This window comes from Rubritepida flocculans DSM 14296, from assembly GCF_000425365.1.
In the GTDB taxonomy this organism is placed as follows: Bacteria; Pseudomonadota; Alphaproteobacteria; order Acetobacterales; family Acetobacteraceae; genus Roseococcus; species Roseococcus flocculans.
Map to the genome: position 1 here is coordinate 163,523 of NZ_AUDH01000005.1, position 18,321 is coordinate 181,843.

Genomic DNA, 18,321 nt, shown 5'->3' on the forward strand with positions numbered 1-18,321 from the left:
CATCTACACCAGCGGCGGCTCCGGCAGGCGCAGGAAATGGGCGGCCGCGGTGGCGCGGCCGAGCATGGCGCGCAGCGCCGGGTCCTGCTCCGCCGCGCCGCCCGTGATCACCTCCATCGGGACGAAGAACTCGTGCGCCTGGGGCGTCTGGGTGGAGGCGAAGGTCTCGTAGTGCGCCTCGCGCAGCGCGAAGAGCACGCGCGCATCGCGCACCGGCAGCACGAGCTCGTGCCGCGGCTCTGAGGTGAGGCAGCGCAGCAGCCGCCAGCGCGGGATGCGGCTGCCCTCCTGGGCGGGCTGCTGCAGCCACTCGAGCGGGCAGACCGCCAGCAGCGACCCCGTGGAGGGGGCGAAGCGCGAACGCTTGTCGAGCAGGTTCTGGTAGGTGCTGCAGGCCTCGATGCACAGGATGTCCACGTAGAGGTCGTCGGGCCTGTCGCTGAAATGGAGATAGAGGCCATCGGGCAGGGTGCGCAGGCGCTGGCTGCCCGGCACCTTGAGATAGGGCTGCACGACGGGGCCCGGATGGGGGCGCGCCTTGAGCCAGGTGCCGGGCTGCTTGACGGAAGGCTCGATGCCTGGCGGGCGCTGAGGCCAGACGCTCAGGCATTCCCGGACGCGACGGTCCAGCTCGAAGTGAGAGGACTTGCGGGCGACTGCAACCAAGGATGCGCCTCCATGCCGATTTCACCACCGTAGATTGCAGGTAGCCGAAGATTTAAGTCCTGCACAAGCGGGAAGCAGAGGTTTTCGGCAAAAATTCCTTTGGATTCAATCATCGTCTCGCATAGGAATCTTTAGATTCCTAGGTTCTTCAAGGAAGAAGCCGCGCGCCTTGCGACCGCAGTCCGCGCCGGGCCGCCCGGGGCCGCCTTCCCGCCCCTCGCCCGGGGCAGGCCCTATCGCCGGCCCCCATGCCGCCGGCCCCCATGCCGCCGGCCGCATGCCGTGGGTTCGTGATGCAGCGCCCGGCGCTCGCGCCGGGGGGAACGCGCCCGCCGGGGCGGCGGGCGGCGGCGTGCCGAAACAAGGGGAGAACAGCGGCCAGCCGAATCAGGCGGCCGCCGCGTCCCGGATCAGGAAGCTCGCGCCGGGCGTGTCGTTCCAGCGATCGGCCTTCAGCGTGCCGCACAGGTGCAGCGGCCGGCCGGGCGAGAGCAGCGCCGCCTCCAGCGGCGTCTCCCGCACGCGGAAGCACAGGGCCTTGATGCGCCCGCCCTCCTCGCCTTCCAGGAAGGCGCGCAGCGTCGTTCCGCCCTTGCCCACCAGCCCCGCCTTCACCACCCGCACCCGCGTCAGCGCCAGCAGCGGCTCCTCATGGCCCGCGCCATAGGGGCCGAGGCGCTCCAGGGTTTCGGCCGCCTCCGGCGTCGCTCCGCGCGCGGTCAGCGCGCCGTCGAGCCACAGTTCCGGCACATCGGGCAGGTCCGCCGCCGCCGCCAGGCGCTCGTCCAGATGCGCGTGCAGGGCGCGCAGCGCGTTCTGCTCGGCGGTGAAGCCCGCCGCCATGGCGTGCCCGCCGCCCGCTTTCAGCAGGCCTTTCTGGCGCGCCGCGATCACCGCCGCGCCGAGGTCGAGCCCCGGCACCGAGCGGCCCGAGCCCTTGGCCAGCCCCTCCGACAGCCCGGCCACGCAGGCGGGGCGGTTGAAGCGCTCGCGCAGCCGGCCGGCCACGATGCCCACCACCCCGGGGTGCCACCCCTCGCCCGCCACCAGCAGCACGGCATGGCCCGCGGCGCGCTGCGCCTCGGCCTGCGCCATGGCCGCGGCCAGCACCCCGGCCTCCACCTCCTGGCGCTGGCGGTTCACCGCGTCGAGCCGCTCGGCGATGGCGCGGGCCGCGACGGGATCCTCCTCCACCAGCAGGCGCAGGCCGAGGTCGGGCGCGCTGATCCGCCCGCCCGCGTTGATGCGCGGCCCCAGCAGGAAGCCGAGCGTATGGGCCGAGGGCGCCTCCCGCGCCCCGGCCACATCCAGCAGCGCCGCAAGCCCTGGCCGCGCCCGCCCGGCCATCACCCGCAGCCCCTGCGCGACGAAGGCGCGGTTCACGCCCAGGAGCGGCACCACGTCGCAGACCGTGGCCAGCGCCACCAGGTCCAGCGCCGCGCGCAGGTCGGGCTCGGGGCGGGCGGCGAAGAAGCCGCGCCGGCGCAGCTCCCGCTGCATCGCGACCGCGGCGAGGAAGGCCACCCCCGCGGCGCAGAGCTGCCGCAGCCCCGAGCGGTCGTCCAGCCGGTTCGGGTTCACCGCGGCGCGCACGCGCGGCGGCGGGCCCTCGGCCAGGTGATGGTCCAGCACCACCACATCGGCACGCCCATCAGCCCCGGCCAGCGCCTCATGCGCGGCGATGCCGCAATCCACGCAGACCACGAGCGTATGCCCCGCCGCCACCAGCCGCTCGATGGCCGGCCCGTTGGGGCCATAGCCCTCGGCGATGCGGTCCGGCACATAGGGGGTGACGGCGCAGCCCAGCGCCCGCAGCGCCTCGGTCAGCAGCGCGCCCGAGCAGGCGCCGTCCACGTCGTAATCGGCGAAGACGGCCACCTTTTCGCCCCGCTCGGCGGCATCGGCGAGCCGGGCGGCGGCCGCGTCCATGTCGGTCAGCACCGAGGGGTCGGGCAGCAGGGCGCGCAGGGTGGGGGCGAGGAACTCCTCGGCCGCCTCGATGCCCACGCCGCGCGCGGCCATGATGCGCCCCGCGAGTTCGGGCAGGCCGAGCCGCTGCGAAAGCGCGGCGCCGAGCCGCGCATCCGTGGGGCGCCAGAGCCAGCGGCGCCCCGTCAGGCTGCGCTCGACCCCGAGCGCGGTGTCCATCAGAGGATGGGCTTCACGCGGAAATTGTGGTGCCCCTCGACGTAGCGCACCGTGCCGGACTTGCTGCGCATCACGATGGAATGCGTCACCGCGCCCCCGGGAATGAGCCGCACCCCGCGCAGCAGCGGCCCGGTGGTGACGCCGGTGGCGGCGAACATCACCTCGCCCGCAGCCATCTCCTCCATGGCGAATTTCCGGTGCGGATCCTCCATCCCCATCTCGCGCGCGCGGGCCACCTGGGCCTCGTCCTCGAAGATGAGCCGCCCCTGCATCTGCCCGCCGATGCAGCGCAGCGCGGCGGCGGCCAGGACGCCCTCCGGCGCGCCACCCCAGCCGAGATACATGTCCACCCCCGTCTCGGGCTGGGCCACGGCGAGCACGCCGAACACGTCGCCGTCGGGGATGAGCATGAGCCGCGCGCCCGCGGCGCGGCAGGCCTTGATGATCTCCTTGTGCCGGTCCCGGTCGAGCACGCAGACGGTGAGCTCGCCCACCTCGCAGCCCTTGGCGGCGGCCAGCGCGCGCAGATTCTCCTCGGGGCTGCGGTCGAGATCCACCACGCCGGGCGGCAGGCCGGGGCCGACGGCGATCTTGTCCATGTACACGTCGGGCGCGTGCAGGAAGCCGCCGCGGGGGGCGAGCGCCACCACGGCCATGGCGTTGGGCCCGCCCTTGGCGGTGAGCGAGGTGCCCTCCAGCGGGTCCACCGCGATGTCGGCGCGCATCCCGCCGCCGGACTTGGCGTAGAGGCCCACCTTCTCGCCGATGTAGAGCATCGGCGCCTCGTCCATCTCGCCCTCGCCGATCACCACCGTGCCGTCGATGGCCACGCTGTCGAAGGCGCGGCGCATGGCCTCCACGGCGGCGCCGTCGGCGGCGTTCTTGTCCCCCTTGCCGACCCAGCGGCTCGCGGCCAGCGCCGCGGCCTCGGTGACGCGCACGAGTTCCAGCGCCAGGTTGCGGTCCACCTGCGCCTGGCGGGCTTCGGTCTCGCTCATGTTTCCTCCCTCGGGGGTCGCGCTCAGCGGCGCAGCAGCAGATCGCCCGTGACCTGGAAGCTCACGGGAATGTCCTCGACGGTGGCCACGGGCGGCGGCACGGCCCCGGCGGCGCGGGCGGGCTGCGGAGCGGCCATGGCGAAGGGGCGCGCCTCGGGGGCGGCGTCCACGCTGAGGTGGGTGAGTGCGACGACGCGCAGGCCGAGCTCGCGCGCCACCATCTCCGCGCGCTCGCGCAGGGCGCGGATGGCCTGGCGCATCGCCGCGTCCCGCGCCTCGCGCGCCGCGGCTTCGGAGAGGCGCCAGCGCAGCTCGCCGAGCAGCAGCCCCTCCTCCTGCAGCCGCGCGATCAGCGCCAGCGCCGGCTCGCCGCGCGCCGCGACGAGGCTGAGGGATTGCTGCGCCAGGAACTCCTGCCCGCGCGGCTCCTGGTGCGCATGGTAGCGGCCGGTGGTGGCGGTGACACCCTCCACCGCGCGCGCCGCGGCCAACGCCGCGGCCATGCGGCGGTTCACCTCGCCCTGCACCGCGCCGGCCTCGAAGCCGCGCGCCTCGACGCGCAGCACGGCCAGCAGCTCATCGGGGGCCACGCGCACCTCCCCGCTCGCGCCGAGACGCAGCCGCGTCTCGTTGGGCGACTGCGCCGCCGCCGCGGCGGGCAGCAGCAGCAGGGCGGGGATCAGGGCGCGGCGCAGCATGGGCTCACATCTCCTCGATGCGGATGCGGGCGGGGGGTTCGAGCACGCTCGGCAGGGCGGCGATGCGCGCCAGCGCGGCGTCCATCGCCGCCTCCTCGCACTCGTGCGTCACCAGCACCACGGGCACCGCCTCGCCGGGCGCGCGGCCGCGCTGGAGCATGGATTCGAGGCTGATGCGCTGGTCGCGCAGGATGCCCGTCACGTCCGCGATCACCCCCGGCTGGTCGAGCACCATCAGCCGCAGATAGGTGGCGCCGCGATGGCGCGACATGGGCAGGGCGGGCGAGGCGTCGAGGGTGGCGCTGTCCGCCCCCCAGAGCGGGGCGCGCCGGCCGCGGGCGATGTCGATGAGGTCCGCCACCACGGCGCTGGCGGTGGGGCCCGCCCCCGCGCCGCGCCCCTGCAGCACCACGCGGCCCACCGCATCGCCCTCGGCCAGAACGGCGTTGAACACGCCCTCCACCGCGGCGAGCGGGCTGCCCGCCGGCACCATGCAGGGGTGCACGCGCGCGCTCACCCCCTCCGGCGTGCGGCTGGCGATGCCGAGCAGCTTGATGCGGTAGCCGAGCTCCTCGGCCAGCGCGATGTCGAGGGCGGAGACCTGCGCGATGCCCTCGATGTGCAGCGAGGCGAGGTCCACCGGCCGGCCGAAGGCCAGCGCGGCGAGGATGGCGAGCTTGTGCGCCGCGTCCACCCCCTCGATGTCGAAGGAGGGGTCAGCCTCGGCGTAGCCGAGTTCCTGCGCGGCCTTGAGCACCTCCGCGAAGGGCAGCTTCTTCTGCCGCATCTCGGTGAGGATGTAGTTGCAGGTGCCGTTCAGGATGCCGGCGACGCGGCTGATGCGGTTGGCCGCCAGCCCCTCGCGCAGCGCCTTGATGGCGGGGATGCCGCCGGCCACCGCCGCCTCATAGGCCAGCGTGCCGCCCATGGCCTCGACCTGCTGGGCGAGCGCCACGCCATGGGTGGCGAGCAGCGCCTTGTTGGCCGTGACCACGGGCTTGCGCGCGCGGAGCCCGGCCTCGACCAGCGCGCGGGCGGGGCCTTCGGCGCCGCCGATCACCTCGACCACCACCTCCACGTCCGGGTCGGCGGCCAGCGCCACGGGGTCGGGGTGCCAGGTCAGCCCATCGAGCGGCACGCCGCGGTCGCGCTCGGGGTGGCGTGCGGAGACGGCCACCACCTCGATCGGCCGGCCGGCGCGGGCGGCGATGACGTCCGCGTTGTCGCGCAGCAGCTTCACCACGCCCGCACCCACCGTGCCGAGCCCGGCCACGCCCACCTTCATCACGGCGCTCATCCCGCGAGGCTCTCCTCGGCGGGGGCGGCGTTGTCGCCCTGCAGGAAGGCGCGGATTCCGCGCAGCGCCTGGCGGATGCGGTGCGTGTTCTCGACGAGGGCGATGCGCACATGCCCGTCCCCGTGCTCGCCGAATCCCACGCCCGGGGCCACCGCCACCTTGGCCTTGGCGAGCAGCAGCTTGGAGAACTCGACGGAGCCGAGCTGGCGGAAGCGCTCGGGGATGGGGGCCCAGAGGAACATGGAGCCCTGGCAGGGCTCGACCGGCCATCCGGCCTGGACCAGGCCCTTCACCAGCACGTCGCGCCGCTCGCGGTAGAGGGCGCGCATCTCGGCCACGCAGTCCTGCGGGCCGTTCAGCGCCGCGGCCGCCGCCACCTGGATGGGCGTGAAGGCGCCGTAGTCGAGATAGGACTTCACGCGCGCGAGCGCGGCGATCAGCCGCGGGTTGCCGGCCGCGAAGCCCATCCGCCAGCCCGGCATGTTGTAGGTCTTGGAGAGCGAGGTGAACTCCACCGTGCACTCCTTCGCGCCCGGGATTTCGAGCACGGAGGGCGGCGGGTTGTTCTCGTCGAAGTAGAGCTCGGCGTAGGCGAGGTCGGAGAGGATGAACAGCTCGTGCCGCCGCGCCAGCGCCACCAGCTCCTTGTAGAACTCCCGGCTGGCGAGCAGGGCGGTGGGGTTGGAGGGGAAGTTCACGATCAGCGCGGTGGGCTTGGGCACGCTGTGCTTCACCGCGCGCACGATGGCCTCGAGCATCGCGTCGTCCGGCGTGTAGGGGATGGAGCGCGCGGTCGCGCCCGCGATCAGGAAGCCGAACTGGTGGATGGGATAGGAGGGGTTGGGCACCAGGATGGTGTCGCCCGGGCTCGAGATGGCCTGGGCGAGATTGGCGAGCCCTTCCTTCGAGCCCAGCGTCGCCACCACCTCCGTCTCGGGGTCGAGCTTCACGCCGAAGCGGCGGTCGTAATAGCCCGCCAGCGCCTTCCGCAGCCCCGGGATCCCCTTGGACATGGAGTAGCGGTGGGTGCGCGGGTCCTGCACCGCCTCGATGAGCTTGGCCACGATGTGCGGCGGCGTGGGGCTGTCGGGGTTGCCCATGCCGAGGTCCACGATGTCCTCCGCCGCCGCGCGGGCCTTGGCCTTGGCCGCGTTGACCTCGGCGAAGACATAGGGCGGCAGGCGGCGGATGCGGTGGAACTCTTCGGCCATGGCGGGCCTCCTCGGGGCTCGGCAGTGTGCGGGCTTTAGCGGAGTCGGCCCCAGGCGTCACCGCCCGGACGCAGGGGGGCGGCCCTACCGGGACAGCAGGGCCGGGGGCGGCGGGGGCGGCGGCGCGCCGGGGGCGAGCAGCTCCGCCCCCGGGGCGGCGGGCGGCGCGCCGGGCTGCGGGAAGGCCTCCGGGGCGGGGGCCGCCGCCGCGTCGGCCGGCGCGGGCCTGTCCCAGGGAATCGGTGCGGCGCGCGCAAGGCGCGGCGGCGCGGGCGGGCGGGCCGGCACGGGCGGCTCCCCGGCCGCGGCGGGGCCGGCGAGCGGGGCCGCGGGGCGCGGCGCGGGAATGGGCGTCTCGCTCGCCGCGCGGTCGCGCTGCAGCGCCGCGGTGATCCGCTCCCGCGCCGAGAGCTCCGGCCGTTCCGGGAGGGGCGGGACCGAGGCGAGGTTGGGCGAGGGCCGATCGAGCCCGGGCGGGGGCAGCCGCGCCTCGGCCGCCGCCCCCGAGGCGTCGCGCAGCATGGCCCGCACATCCATCCGGTTCGGCACCTCGCAGCCGGCGCAGAACAGCGCGAGCAGCAGCCAGAGCGGCGCTTGATCGGCGCGCGGGCGGCCCCTACCCTGCGGGGCGGGTTGCGGAAAGGCGTCTGGTGTCGGCGGCAAGCGCGGTGTTCCCCCTCTCGGGCGGCGCGATGCTGGGCGAGCCCGCGCCCGCCCGCAAGCCTCGCGCGCAGATGGCCAGAACGCCCGGCACGGCAAAGGCAGGCAGAACCCCATGAGCCCTTCCCACGGCAAGGACACGCCGGACTACCACCTGCCCGACGCCGAGCTGGTGACGCGCACCATGGCCGAGGTGGCCGAGCGCGGGCAGCGCATCGTGGCCGATTTCCTCAAGCGCCAGGCCGAGGAGACCGGCAACCCCGACCCGCTGAACATCGGCGGCGCCTTCCTCGAGATGACGGCGCGGCTGATGGCCAACCCCCAGCGGCTGATGCAGGCGCAGCTCGGCTTCTGGCAGGACTATCTCACCCTCTGGACCAACACCGCCCGGCGCATGCTGGGCGAGCAGACGGGCCCCGTCATCGAGGAACCCAAGGGCGACCGCCGCTTCAAGGACGAGGCCTGGCGCGAGAACGAGGTGTTCGACTTCATCCGCCAGTCCTACCTTCTCGCCGCGCGCTATTTCACGAACACGGTGAACAGCGCGGAGGGGCTCGACCCCAAGACCGCGCAGAAGGTGGATTTCTACACGCGCCAGTTCGTGGACGCGATGAGCCCCGCGAACTTCGTGCTCACCAACCCCGAGGTGCTGCGCCGCACCGCCGAGACGGGGGGCACGAATCTGCTCAAGGGCCTGTCCAACCTCCTCGCCGATCTCGAGCGCGGCAAGGGCCGTCTGCGCATCCGCATGACGGACGATTCGAAGTTCAAGGTGGGCGAAAACATCGCCGTCACCCCGGGCAAGGTCGTCTTCCAGAACGACCTGATGCAGCTCATCCAGTACAACCCGACGACGGAGACGGTGCTGAAGCGCCCGCTGGTGATCTTCCCGCCCTGGATCAACAAGTTCTACATCCTCGACTTGCGCCCGAAGAACAGCTTCATCCGCTGGGCGGTGGAGCAGGGGCACACGGTGTTCTGCGTCTCCTGGGTGAACCCGGACGAGCGCCTCGCGCAGAAGGGGTTCGACGACTACATGAAGGAGGGCGTGCTCGCCGCCCTCGACGCCATCGAGCTCGCCACCGGCGAGCGCGCGGTGAACGCCATCGGCTACTGCCTGGGCGGGACGCTGCTCGCCACCACCCTCGCCTACATGGCGGCGAAGCGCGATACCCGCATCAAGTCCGCCACCTATTTCGTCACGCTGGTGGATTTCGAGCAGCCGGGAGAGCTCGGCGTCTTCATCGACGAGGAGCAGCTCAAGGCGCTCGAGGAGAAGATGAACAAGCGCGGCTATCTCGACGGCAGCGAGATGGCCACCACCTTCAACATGCTGCGCGCGAACGACCTCATCTGGTCCTTCGTCGTGAACAACTACCTGCTGGGGCAGGACCCCTTCCCCTTCGACCTGCTCTACTGGAACGACGACAGCACGCGCATGCCCGCGCGCATGCACAGCTTCTACCTGCGCCGGATGTACCAGCAGAACGACCTGGTGAAGCCGGGCGCGATCGAGTTGCTCGGCACCAAGATCGACCTGCGCAAGATCAAGGTGCCGAGCTATCTGATCTCCACGCGCGAGGACCATATCGCGCCCTGGAAGAGCACCTATCGCGCCACCCAGATCTACTCGGGCCCGGTGCGCTTCGTGCTCGCCGCCTCGGGGCACATCGCAGGCGTGGTGAACCCGCCCGATTCCGGGAAGTACAGCCACTGGATCAACGAGGAGCTGCCGCCCGACCCCGACGAGTGGCTGAAGGGCGCGACCGAGCTCGCCGGCTCCTGGTGGCCGGACTGGCAGCGCTGGGTCAGCGGGCTCGACAAGACCATGGTGCCCGCGCGCATCCCCGGCAGCGGCAAGCTGCCGGTGATCGAGGACGCGCCGGGCAGCTATGTGCGGGTGATGGCGAACGACTGATAGGGGGGGCCGAATGGCCCGACCTGTCAGTCCGCGCGGATGTTCGCCGCCCGGATCACCTCGGCGAAGACCCGCGCCTCCTGAGCGAAGAGGCGCTGCACCTCGGCCGGCGTCGTCGGCGCGGTCTGGATGCCCTGGCCGGCCAGGCGCTCCACCAGCGCGGGCTGGCGCAGCGCCGCCCCGGCCCCCTCGTTCAGCCGCTCGATGCGCGCCGCCGGCGTGCCGGCGGGGGCGAGCAGGCCGAACCAGTTGTCGAAGGCGAAATCGGCGAGGCTGAGCTCCGCCGCGGTGGGCACATCGGGAAGCTGGGGGGCGCGCGCCTCGGCCGCCACCATCAGCGCGCCAGCCGCCCCGCCTGGACATGCTGGGCGATGGTGGGCACCGGGTCCACGATCACCGGCACCCGGCCGGCCAGCACCTCGGGGATGGCGGCGGCGCTGCCGCGGAAATGCACGGAGGTCATCTCCGTGCCGGTGCGGCGCTGCAGCAGCTCCGCCACCACATGCAGCAGGCTGCCCGAGCCGGCGGTGGCGTAGTTCACCCGGCCCGGCTGGCGGCGCAGCTCGGCGAGGAAGCCCGGGAAGTCGCGCGCCGGGAAATCGGGGTGCACCACCAGCGCGATGGAGGTGCGCACGGCCCGCGTGACGCCGATCAGGTCGCCCAGCGGGTCCACGGTCATGTTGCCGTAGGTGAAGGGGTTGATCGTCACCTGCCCGCAATAGGCCATGAGCAGGGTGAGCCCGTCCGGGGCGGCGCGCGCCACCTGTTCGGTGGCGAGGTTGCCAGCCGCGCCGGGCGGGGCGGAAGGGCATGCGCGAACTCCTGGGATGAAGGCAGGATGACATTCCCGACATAGGGCGCGCGGCGGCCCGCGCCAAGCGCCCCGCGGCTCAGCGCCGCGGCGCCGTGAAGGGCTGAAGCCCCCCTTCGCCCACGCCGAAGCCCACGCCCCCCTCCTCCAGACGGGCCGCGGGGGCGCGCTCCAGCGCCGCGACCAGGCCGGGCAGCACGAGCTGCGCATTGGGCCGCGGCCCGGGCTCGGCCAGCCGGGCGAGCGGGCCGGGCCGCAGCCCGGGCCGGAAGGCGGGCGGGGCGAGCGCCGCCTCGACCGCCGCGCGCTCGCCCCGCGCCAGCGCGTGGCGCGCGGCCAGCAGCGCCGCGATGGCCTGTTCGGGCGTCGCCTCCGGGGCGAGGCCGAGGGCGGCGCGCTGCTCCTCCACCGCCGCGGCCAGGGCGAAGCGGAACCCCTCGTCCAGCCGGGCGAGGCCGCCGCCCGGCCGCGTCTCGCCGCCCAGCCATTCGAGCCGGGCGGCGGCCAGCGCCACCGCCTCCGGGGGGCCGGCGAGCCCCCCGCCGCCCGGGGCGAAATCGGCCAGCGCCCGCCGCGCCACCGCCAGCAGAGGCGAGGAGAAATCGCCGCCCGTGAGCTCCCCGGGCGGGGGGGCGGGCGGCCGGGTGCGCAGCTCGGCGCAGGCGCCGAGGGCGAGCAGCAGCGCCACGGCGCTGCGCCGCCCGATGCCGGCGGGCCGCGTCGGCCGGTGGGAACCCGCCAGCCCCGAGAAAGCCGGCGGGACCGCCGTCCGGATCACAGCGTGCTGGTGACGGGCGAGCGCTCGGGCGCGATCAGGCTGCGCTCGGCCGCGGCGGCCGCGGCCGCCGTGCGGGGCAGCGGAGGCAGCGCGTTGAGGCGCGCCAGCGTGCCCTCGGGCCCGGCAGTGAACACCTCGGGCGCAAGGGCGGCGCGCAGCGCGTCCTGCCGCCCCTCCTCCAGCGCGCGCGAGGCGGCCAGCAGCCCGTTGATCACGCGCTGGGGCGGCGCGTCCGCCGCCACGCCGATCGCGCCGCGCCACTCGCTCCGCGCGGCCTGCATCTGCGGCAGCAGGGTGGGCACCGGGTTCCGCGCCACGGGGTTGGAGGGCAGCTCGACGGCGAGATACTCCATCTCCGCCAGGGCGCGCGCCGCAACGCCGGGCCGCCCGGCGAGGCTTGCGGGCTGGCCGAAGGCGCTGCCCGCGTGCAAGGCGGCGGCGCGGGTGGGGTCGCCCGCGCCCTCGACGAAGCCGCTCGGCAGGCTCGCGGTCTCGACGGGCGGCAGCCCGGCGCAGGCGGCCAGCGCGGGAAGGGCGAGCAGAACGGAACGACGCAGCATCATCTAGATTCTCCCATTGGCCGAACCGCGGCCGATGTCCTGGTTCAGGCGGTCCTGGTCGAGGCGGAGCATCTCGCGCTCCGCCATCGCGGTCGCCTCGCGCGTGCGCGGCAGAGGTGGCGGCGCGGCGAGGCGCTGCAAGGTGGTCTCGGGCGCCGGGAAGGCGGCGGCGGGCAGGGCGGCGCCCTCCCCCTCCCCCGCGAGGCGGCGGCGCGCCAGGGCGAGCCCGTCCACCACCATCTGCGGCGGGGCCTCGGGCGCGATGGCCAGCGCCGCGCGCAGTTCGGCCCGGGCCGCGAGCAGGGCGGGGCCCACGGGGGGGGCGAAGCCGCGCCAGCGCGCCTCCCAGGGCAGGCTGGCGGCGAGATACTCGACGAGCATGGCGGCCTGTGCGGCCTCGGCCCCCGCGGGCGGGGCGGCCCGGCCGAAGGCGTGGGCCGCCCCGAGCACGGCGAAGCGCCACGGATCGGTCGCCCCCGCCACCATGCCCGGCGGCAGGCTGGCCGAAGGCGGCGCCGCCCCGCCCGCGCAGGCGGCGAGCCCCAGCAGCAGCGCGAATCCGGCGATCCTCATGGCGGGAGGCTACTCCGCCGCGGGCTGTTCCTGAAAGTGACCAAGCGTATCCAGCGAGGCGCGGTGCCGGCGCGCGAGCTCAACGTAATGCGGCGCCGTGCGGTCGAAGCCCTGGGCGCGCTGCTCCCCGCTCAGCACGCGCACGAGCTTCGCGGGGTTGCCCATCCACAGCTCCAGCCGGCCGATGCGCTTGCCCGGCGGCAGCACCGAGCCCGCGGCCAGCACCCCGCCCGCCTCGATCACCGCATCGTCCAGCACCGTCGCGCCCATGCCGACGAAGGCGCGGTCCTCCAGCGTGCAGGCATGGATGATGGCGGCGTGGCCCACCGTCACGTCCGCGCCGATCACCGTGCGCTGCCGCCCGGCGTTGACGTGGATGATGGTGCCGTCCTGGATGTTGCTGCGCGGACCGATGCGGATCAGGTTCGTGTCGCCGCGCAGCACGCAGTGGAACCAAATGTTGGCGTCCTCGGCGATCTCGACATCGCCGATCACGGCGGCGGTGGGCGCCACCCAGGCGCGGGGGTGCACCACCGGCCACTTGCCCTCGAAGGGATAGAGCGGGCCCATGGCGCTCACTCCGCCGCCAGCGGCAGGGCCGCGTTCACGTCCACGCCCAGCATCAGGCCGATGTTCTGCACCGCCGCCCCCGAAGCGCCCTTGCCGAGATTGTCGAGCTTCGCCACCAGCACCGCCTGGCCGCGCGCGGCGTTGCCATAGACGCGCAGCTCCAGCGCGTTGGAGCCGTTGAGCGCCTCGGGCTCCAGCCGCGCCGCCCCGTCCGCCGGCGCCACGCGCACCCACTCCGCCCCCGCGTAATGCGCGGCGAGCGTCGCCTCGATGTCGCCCGGCGAGGGCGCGCCGCGCAGCAGGTCGAGATGCAGCGGGAGGGAGACCAGCATGCCCTGGGCGAAATTCCCCACGCTCGGCACGAAGATGGGCCGGCGCGCGAGCCCGCCATGGAGCTGGATTTCGGGCAGGTGCTTGTGCTCGAGCGTCAGGCCATAGAGGAAGAAGGGCGCGGCCGCGCCGGCTTCGAACTCCGCGATCATCGCCTTGCCCCCGCCGGAATAGCCGGAGACGGCGTTGATGGTCAGCGGGAAATCGGGCGGCAGCAGCCCGGCCTCGATCAGCGGGCGGATCAGGGCGATGGCGCCGGTGGGATAGCAGCCCGGGTTGGAGACGCGGCGCGCGGCGGCGATGCGCTCCGCCTGGCCGCGCGTCATCTCGGGGAAGCCATAGACCCAGTCGGGGTGGGTGCGGTGGGCGGTGGAGGCGTCGAGCAGCCTGGGCGCGGCCTCGCCCATCTCGGCGGCGATGGCCGCCACCTCCTTCGCCCCCTCGTCGGGCAGGCAGAGCACGACGAGGTCCACCTGCTCCATCAGGGCGCGCTTGGCGGCCGCGTCCTTGCGCTCGGCCTCCGGCAGCGAGCGCAGCACGAGGCCGGGATGCCCCGCGAGGCGGGCGCGGATCTGCAGCCCCGTGGTGCCGCTCTCGCCGTCGATGAAGATGCTCGGAAGCTTGGCCATCTGCGTGTCTCCGTCGGCGGAGTGTGGCCCGGCTGGGGGGCGACGCGAAAGGGGCGGGCCCCTGCGGACCCGCCCCTTGTGGGAATGACCGGCATGCGAGCCGGGCGTGACGCGCGCCCGCCCCGTCTGCGGGGGCGCGGCGCGTCAGCGCTTGCTGAACTGGAAGCTGCGGCGCGCCTTGACCTTGCCGTACTTCTTGCGCTCGACCGCGCGCGGGTCGCGCGTCAGGAAGCCGGCCTTCTTGAGGATGCCGCGCAGCTCGGGCTCGTAGTTGCACAGGGCGCGGGAGATGCCGTGCCGCACCGCGCCCGCCTGGCCCGAGAGCCCGCCGCCCGTCACCGTCGCCGTCACGTCGAAGGCCTGGTAGCGGTCGGCCACCAGGAAGGGCTGGGTGATCAGCATGCGCAGCACGGGGCGGGCGAAATACTTGGCCGCCGGCTTGTCGTTGATGGTGATCTGCCCCTTGCCGGGCTTGATCCACACCCGCGCCACGCTCTCCTTGCGCGAACCGGTGGCGTAGCTGCGGCCCTGGGCGTCGCGCTTCGGCTCGCGCTTCGGGGCCTCGGGCGCCGCGGCCGGGGTGCCCTGCACCAGGGCCTTGAGGTCGGCCAGGGAAGTGGCCGTGGTCTGCTCGCTCATGGACTCAGCGCACCTTGTTCTTGGCGTTCATCGCCGCGACGTCGAGCGGCTGCGGGTTCTGGCCGGCATGCGGGTGCTCGGCCCCGGCATAGACGTGCAGGTTCTTCATCTGCTTCCGCCCGAGCGGGCCGCGGGTGATCATGCGCTCCACCGCCTTCTCGATCACGCGCTCGGGGTAGCGGCCCTCGAGGCGCTGGCGGATGGAGCGGCCCTTCACCCCGCCGGGGTAGCCGGTGTGCCAGTAGAACACCGACTGCTCAGCCTTGTTGCCGGTGACGCGCACCTTGGCGGCGTTGACGATCACCACATGGTCGCCGCAATCCACATGCGGGGTGAACTGCGGCTTGTGCTTGCCGCGCAGCCGGTTGGCGACGAGCGAGGCGAGGCGGCCGAGCACGAGGCCGTCCGCGTCGATCACCCACCACTGCTTCTGGACCTCCGCCGGCTTCACCGAGCGGGTCTGTGTGCTGAGCATGGAAGAACCTTGGGAAAGGGAGTTCGCGGGCGGCTCTCTGCCCGCGAACGCGCGCTGCGTCAAGCCGCGCGGAATGCGGTAACATGATACCCCGCCGCGAGAACCTCCTTGCGCCCGCCCGCGCCGGCCTGCCACGCTCCCCGCACAACGAGGGAGGAAACACCGCATGATCCGCCGCCGCGCCGCGCTCGCCGCGCCCCTGCTCGCCCTGCCCCACGCCGCGGCCCGCGCCCAGGGCACGGCCACCCAGGTCGTCATCCCCTACGCGCCCGGCGGCGCCTCCGACGTGGTGGGGCGGCTGCTGACCGAGGGGCTGGCGCAGCGCCTCGGCGGGACCTTCGTGATGGACCACAAGCCCGGCGCCTCCACCACCATCGCCGCGCGCCATGTGGCGCGCGCCCGGCCCGACGGGCAGACGCTGCTGCTCGGCACCATCGTCACCTTCTCCATGGCGCCGCTCGCCCTGCGCCAGCCGGGCTATGACCCCGTCGCGGATTTCACGCATCTGACCCAGCTCTGCGACACCGAGGCGCTGCTGGTGGCCAACCCGCGCTGGGAATCCCTCGCCCAGCTCTTCGAGGCCGCGCGCCAGCGCCCGGGCCAGCTCAGCTACGCGAGCTGGGGCATCGGGACCACCGCGCATCTGCCCATGGTGGAGCTGACGGCGCGCGCGGGGGTGGAGATGCTGCACGTGCCCTTCAACGGCTCGCCGCCCGCCATGACGGAGGTGATCGCGGGGCGCGTGGACTGCATGATCGCCCTCGTCGCCGCCTGCCGCGGCCATGTGGAGGCGGGGCGCATGCGCGCGCTGGGCGCGGTGACGGTGAACCGCGTGGCCGCCTTCCCCGCCATCCCCACCGTGGCCGAGCAGGGCTTCCCGGGCTTCGGCGGCGGCGCCTGGTATTCGCTGCAGGCCCCGCCCGGCCTGCCCGAGCCCCTCAAGGCGCGGCTCACCCAGGCCGCGGTCGAGAGCTTCTCCACCCCCGAGGCCATCGCGTTCATGCGCGGCCAGGGCCTCGCCCCCGCCGCGGCCTTCGGCGAGGCGCCGCTCGTCGCGCGCATCCGCCGCGAGCTCGACCAGCACCGGGAGCTGATGGCGCGCGCGGGCATCCAGCAGGGGTAGCCGGGCTTCGCGCTTCCGCGCTTCCGCGCTACCAGCACCGCCACCCGCGCGCCGCCGCGCGGGCGGAGGAGACATTCCCGCATGACCGACGCGAAGGGGCTCGGCCGCAACGCGGCCAACTACGGCGACCGCGACTTCGCCCTCTATCTCCGCCGCTCCTTCGCCAAATCCATGGGCTATTCGCGCGAGGCGCTGGCCCGGCCCGTGGTGGGCATCGCGGACACGGGCAGCGAGCTCAACAACTGCCACCGCACCGCGCCCGAACTCATCGAGGCGGTGAAGCGCGGCGTGCTGATGGCGGGCGGGCTGCCGCTCTCCTTCCCCACCATCAGCCTCTGCGAGCCCTTCCTCTCGCCCTGTTCCATGCACTACCGCAACCTGATGGCCCTCGACACCGAGGCGATGATCGCGGCCCAGCCCATGGACGCGGTGGTGCTGGTGGGCGGCTGCGACAAGACGGTGCCCGCCCAGCTCATGGCGGCGGCCAGCGCGGGCATCCCCGCCGTGCAGCTCGTGGTGGGGCCGATGAGCGCCAACCGCTTCCAGGGCGAGCGGCTCGCCGCCTGCACCGATTGCCGCCGCTACTGGGCGCGCTACCGCGCGGGCGATGTGAGCCAGGAGCGCATCGAGGAGGTGGAGGGCAGCCTCGCCACCACGGCCGGCACCTGCGGCGTGATGGGCACGGCGAGCACCATGGCCTGCATCGCCGCCACCCTCGGCTTCATGCCGCTCGAGGCCGCCTCCATCCCCGCGACCCACGCCGACCGGCTGCGCGCGGCCGAGGCCGCCGGCGCCCAGGCCGTGCGGCTCATCCACAAGCCCGTGCCGCCTGCGGCGCTGATCACGCCCGAGAGCGTGGAGAACGCGCTGCGCGTGCTGCTGGCGCTGGGCGGCTCCACCAATGCGCTCGTGCATCTGGCCGCCATCGCGGGGCGCTGCGGCGTGGCGGTCGACTACCATCGCCTCAACGAACTCTCCGAGACCACGCCCGTGCTCGTGGACCTCAAGCCCACCGGCGAGGGCTACATGGAGGATTTCCACGCCGCCGGCGGCATGCGCGCGCTGCTGCACGAAATCCGCGACCTGCTGCACCTCGGCTGCACCGACCTCGATGGCCGCACGCTGGCCGAGCGCATCGGCGACGGCCCTTCCTTCGTGGACCGGGCCTACATCAAGCCCCGCGCCGCGCCCGTCTCGCCCGTGGGCGGGCTGGTGGCGCTGTTCGGCAGCCTGGCGCCCGAGGGCGCGATCCTCAAGCGCAGCGCCGCCACGCCGGCGCTGTTCGAGCACGAGGCGCGCTGCCTCGTCTTCGACGGGCTCGAGGATCTCGCGAACCGCATCGACGACGAGGCGCTGGACGTGACGCCGAGCGACATCCTCATCCTCAAGGGCGCGGGCCCGCTCTCCGCCGCCGGCATGCCGGAGGCCGGCTATCTGCCCATCCCGAAGAAGCTCGCGCGCCAGGGCGTGAAGGACATGGTGCGGATGAGCGACTGCCGCATGTCCGGCACCGCCTTCGGCACGGTGGTGCTGCACATCGCGCCCGAGGCGGTGGCCGGCGGGCCGCTCGCCCTGGTCGAGACGGGCGATCGCGTGCGGCTCTCGGTGGCCGAGCGCCGGCTCGACCTGCTGGTGGACGAGGCGACTCTCGCCGCCCGCCGCGCGCGCTGGTCGCCCCCGCCCGCCCCCGCGCGCGGCTGGGACGCGCTGGTGCGGCGCGAGGTGCTGCAGGCCCCGCAGGGGGCGGATCTGCGCTTCCTGCTGCCCGATGGCGGCGCGCGATGACGCTTGCATGAATCCGTCACGGGTCTAGGCTTTCCTGCGGCAGCGGGCCGACAGCGCCCGCGCCGCAGGAGGACGTCACCATGCGCGCGCTGCTCGCCGCGGCCCTGTGCCTCGGCGCGGGCCTGCCCGCCTTTCCATCCGCCGCCCCGCCGGCGCGGGCGGCCCTGATCGCCCATGTCTGCACGCTGCTGCTGCTCGACGCCGAGGCCAATGCGCGCGGCGAGGGGCTGAACGCGGCCAAGGCGCAGCTCGAGCGCGAGGGCTGCCAGGCGGGCGATCCGCTCGTCGTCATCGCCACGGGCGTCAGCCCCGCGGAGCTCGCGGGCGCGCTGTGCCGGCGCGGCGCGGGCGTGCAGGTGAGCGAGAAGCTGGACGGGGCGAGCGACCTGATGCAGGTGGATTGCGAATATCCGGGCCTGCGTTCCTCTCGCCGAGGCGGCGGCTGAGCCGGC

Annotated in this window: 18 protein-coding genes and 1 pseudogene; 4 read left to right on the forward strand and 15 right to left on the reverse strand. The window is 74.0% G+C overall.

Annotated elements, in window-relative coordinates; genetic code table 11:
• Nucleotides 1-3: 3 nt before the first annotated feature.
• The 7 genes from H596_RS0107360 to H596_RS0107390 form a co-directional block, all read right to left on the reverse strand.
• Nucleotides 4-666, reverse strand: coding sequence for a hypothetical protein (locus H596_RS0107360; protein ID WP_027284331.1), 663 nt, complete (start codon nucleotides 664-666; stop codon nucleotides 4-6).
• 387 nt (nucleotides 667-1,053) lie between these two features.
• Nucleotides 1,054-2,814, reverse strand: coding sequence for a single-stranded-DNA-specific exonuclease RecJ (recJ, locus tag H596_RS0107365; RefSeq protein ID WP_037300404.1), 1,761 nt, complete (start codon nucleotides 2,812-2,814; stop codon nucleotides 1,054-1,056).
• Nucleotides 2,814-3,812, reverse strand: a complete 999-nt coding sequence (gene glpX / locus H596_RS0107370) for a class II fructose-bisphosphatase (RefSeq protein WP_027284333.1) — start codon at nucleotides 3,810-3,812, stop codon at nucleotides 2,814-2,816. The genes recJ and glpX overlap by 1 nt, the downstream gene beginning before the upstream one ends.
• A gap of 23 nt (nucleotides 3,813-3,835) precedes the next feature.
• Nucleotides 3,836-4,510 (reverse strand): SIMPL domain-containing protein, encoded by a 675-nt coding sequence (locus H596_RS20595; protein WP_051212572.1) that lies wholly within the window; start codon nucleotides 4,508-4,510, stop codon nucleotides 3,836-3,838.
• Between the two features lie 4 nt (nucleotides 4,511-4,514).
• Complete coding sequence (locus H596_RS0107380; RefSeq protein WP_027284334.1) at nucleotides 4,515-5,807, reverse strand: homoserine dehydrogenase; 1,293 nt, start codon at nucleotides 5,805-5,807, stop codon at nucleotides 4,515-4,517.
• Nucleotides 5,804-7,018: an LL-diaminopimelate aminotransferase gene (locus H596_RS0107385; RefSeq protein WP_027284335.1), complete on the reverse strand. Its 1,215-nt coding sequence runs from the start codon at nucleotides 7,016-7,018 to the stop codon at nucleotides 5,804-5,806. Before H596_RS0107385 ends, H596_RS0107380 begins: the two co-directional genes overlap by 4 nt.
• Nucleotides 7,019-7,102: 84 nt before the next feature.
• Nucleotides 7,103-7,681: a hypothetical protein gene (locus H596_RS0107390; protein WP_156910061.1), complete on the reverse strand. Its 579-nt coding sequence runs from the start codon at nucleotides 7,679-7,681 to the stop codon at nucleotides 7,103-7,105.
• A gap of 112 nt (nucleotides 7,682-7,793) precedes the next feature.
• Between H596_RS0107390 and H596_RS0107395 the strand changes: the two genes are divergently transcribed.
• Nucleotides 7,794-9,596, forward strand: coding sequence for a PHA/PHB synthase family protein (locus H596_RS0107395; RefSeq protein ID WP_027284337.1), 1,803 nt, complete (start codon nucleotides 7,794-7,796; stop codon nucleotides 9,594-9,596).
• Between the two features lie 26 nt (nucleotides 9,597-9,622).
• Here the strand turns inward: H596_RS0107395 and H596_RS24550 are convergent.
• The 8 genes and pseudogenes from H596_RS24550 to rplM form a co-directional block, all read right to left on the reverse strand.
• Nucleotides 9,623-10,359, reverse strand: a pseudogene (locus H596_RS24550) (Bug family tripartite tricarboxylate transporter substrate binding protein).
• A 127-nt stretch (nucleotides 10,360-10,486) separates the two neighbouring features.
• Nucleotides 10,487-11,095, reverse strand: a complete 609-nt coding sequence (locus H596_RS24095) for a hypothetical protein (RefSeq protein ID WP_169579857.1) — start codon at nucleotides 11,093-11,095, stop codon at nucleotides 10,487-10,489.
• A gap of 86 nt (nucleotides 11,096-11,181) precedes the next feature.
• Nucleotides 11,182-11,748 carry a hypothetical protein gene (locus H596_RS0107410; RefSeq protein ID WP_027284339.1) on the reverse strand — a complete coding sequence of 189 codons (567 nt, stop codon included), beginning with the start codon at nucleotides 11,746-11,748 and terminating at the stop codon, nucleotides 11,182-11,184.
• Nucleotides 11,749-12,318 carry a hypothetical protein gene (locus H596_RS0107415; protein ID WP_027284340.1) on the reverse strand — a complete coding sequence of 190 codons (570 nt, stop codon included), beginning with the start codon at nucleotides 12,316-12,318 and terminating at the stop codon, nucleotides 11,749-11,751.
• 9 nt (nucleotides 12,319-12,327) lie between these two features.
• Nucleotides 12,328-12,888 carry a gamma carbonic anhydrase family protein gene (locus H596_RS20605; protein WP_051212578.1) on the reverse strand — a complete coding sequence of 187 codons (561 nt, stop codon included), beginning with the start codon at nucleotides 12,886-12,888 and terminating at the stop codon, nucleotides 12,328-12,330.
• Nucleotides 12,889-12,893: 5 nt separating this feature from the next.
• Nucleotides 12,894-13,847, reverse strand: coding sequence for an N-acetyl-gamma-glutamyl-phosphate reductase (gene argC / locus H596_RS0107425; protein WP_027284341.1), 954 nt, complete (start codon nucleotides 13,845-13,847; stop codon nucleotides 12,894-12,896).
• Between the two features lie 144 nt (nucleotides 13,848-13,991).
• On the reverse strand, nucleotides 13,992-14,486 hold the full coding sequence (gene rpsI / locus H596_RS0107430; RefSeq protein ID WP_027284342.1) for a 30S ribosomal protein S9: 495 nt from the start codon (nucleotides 14,484-14,486) through the stop codon (nucleotides 13,992-13,994).
• Between the two features lie 4 nt (nucleotides 14,487-14,490).
• Nucleotides 14,491-14,961, reverse strand: a complete 471-nt coding sequence (gene rplM / locus H596_RS0107435) for a 50S ribosomal protein L13 (protein WP_037300407.1) — start codon at nucleotides 14,959-14,961, stop codon at nucleotides 14,491-14,493.
• A 166-nt stretch (nucleotides 14,962-15,127) separates the two neighbouring features.
• On the opposite strand from rplM, the gene H596_RS0107440 reads away from it, so the two are divergent.
• The 3 genes from H596_RS0107440 to H596_RS0107450 all read left to right on the forward strand — a co-directional run bounded on the left by H596_RS0107440 (nucleotide 15,128) and on the right by H596_RS0107450 (nucleotide 18,315).
• Complete coding sequence (locus H596_RS0107440) at nucleotides 15,128-16,084, forward strand: Bug family tripartite tricarboxylate transporter substrate binding protein (RefSeq protein ID WP_027284344.1); 957 nt, start codon at nucleotides 15,128-15,130, stop codon at nucleotides 16,082-16,084.
• Nucleotides 16,085-16,165: 81 nt separating this feature from the next.
• On the forward strand, nucleotides 16,166-17,869 hold the full coding sequence (locus H596_RS0107445; protein ID WP_027284345.1) for a dihydroxy-acid dehydratase: 1,704 nt from the start codon (nucleotides 16,166-16,168) through the stop codon (nucleotides 17,867-17,869).
• A gap of 80 nt (nucleotides 17,870-17,949) precedes the next feature.
• Nucleotides 17,950-18,315, forward strand: coding sequence for a hypothetical protein (locus H596_RS0107450; RefSeq protein ID WP_027284346.1), 366 nt, complete (start codon nucleotides 17,950-17,952; stop codon nucleotides 18,313-18,315).
• Nucleotides 18,316-18,321: the final 6 nt, after the last annotated feature.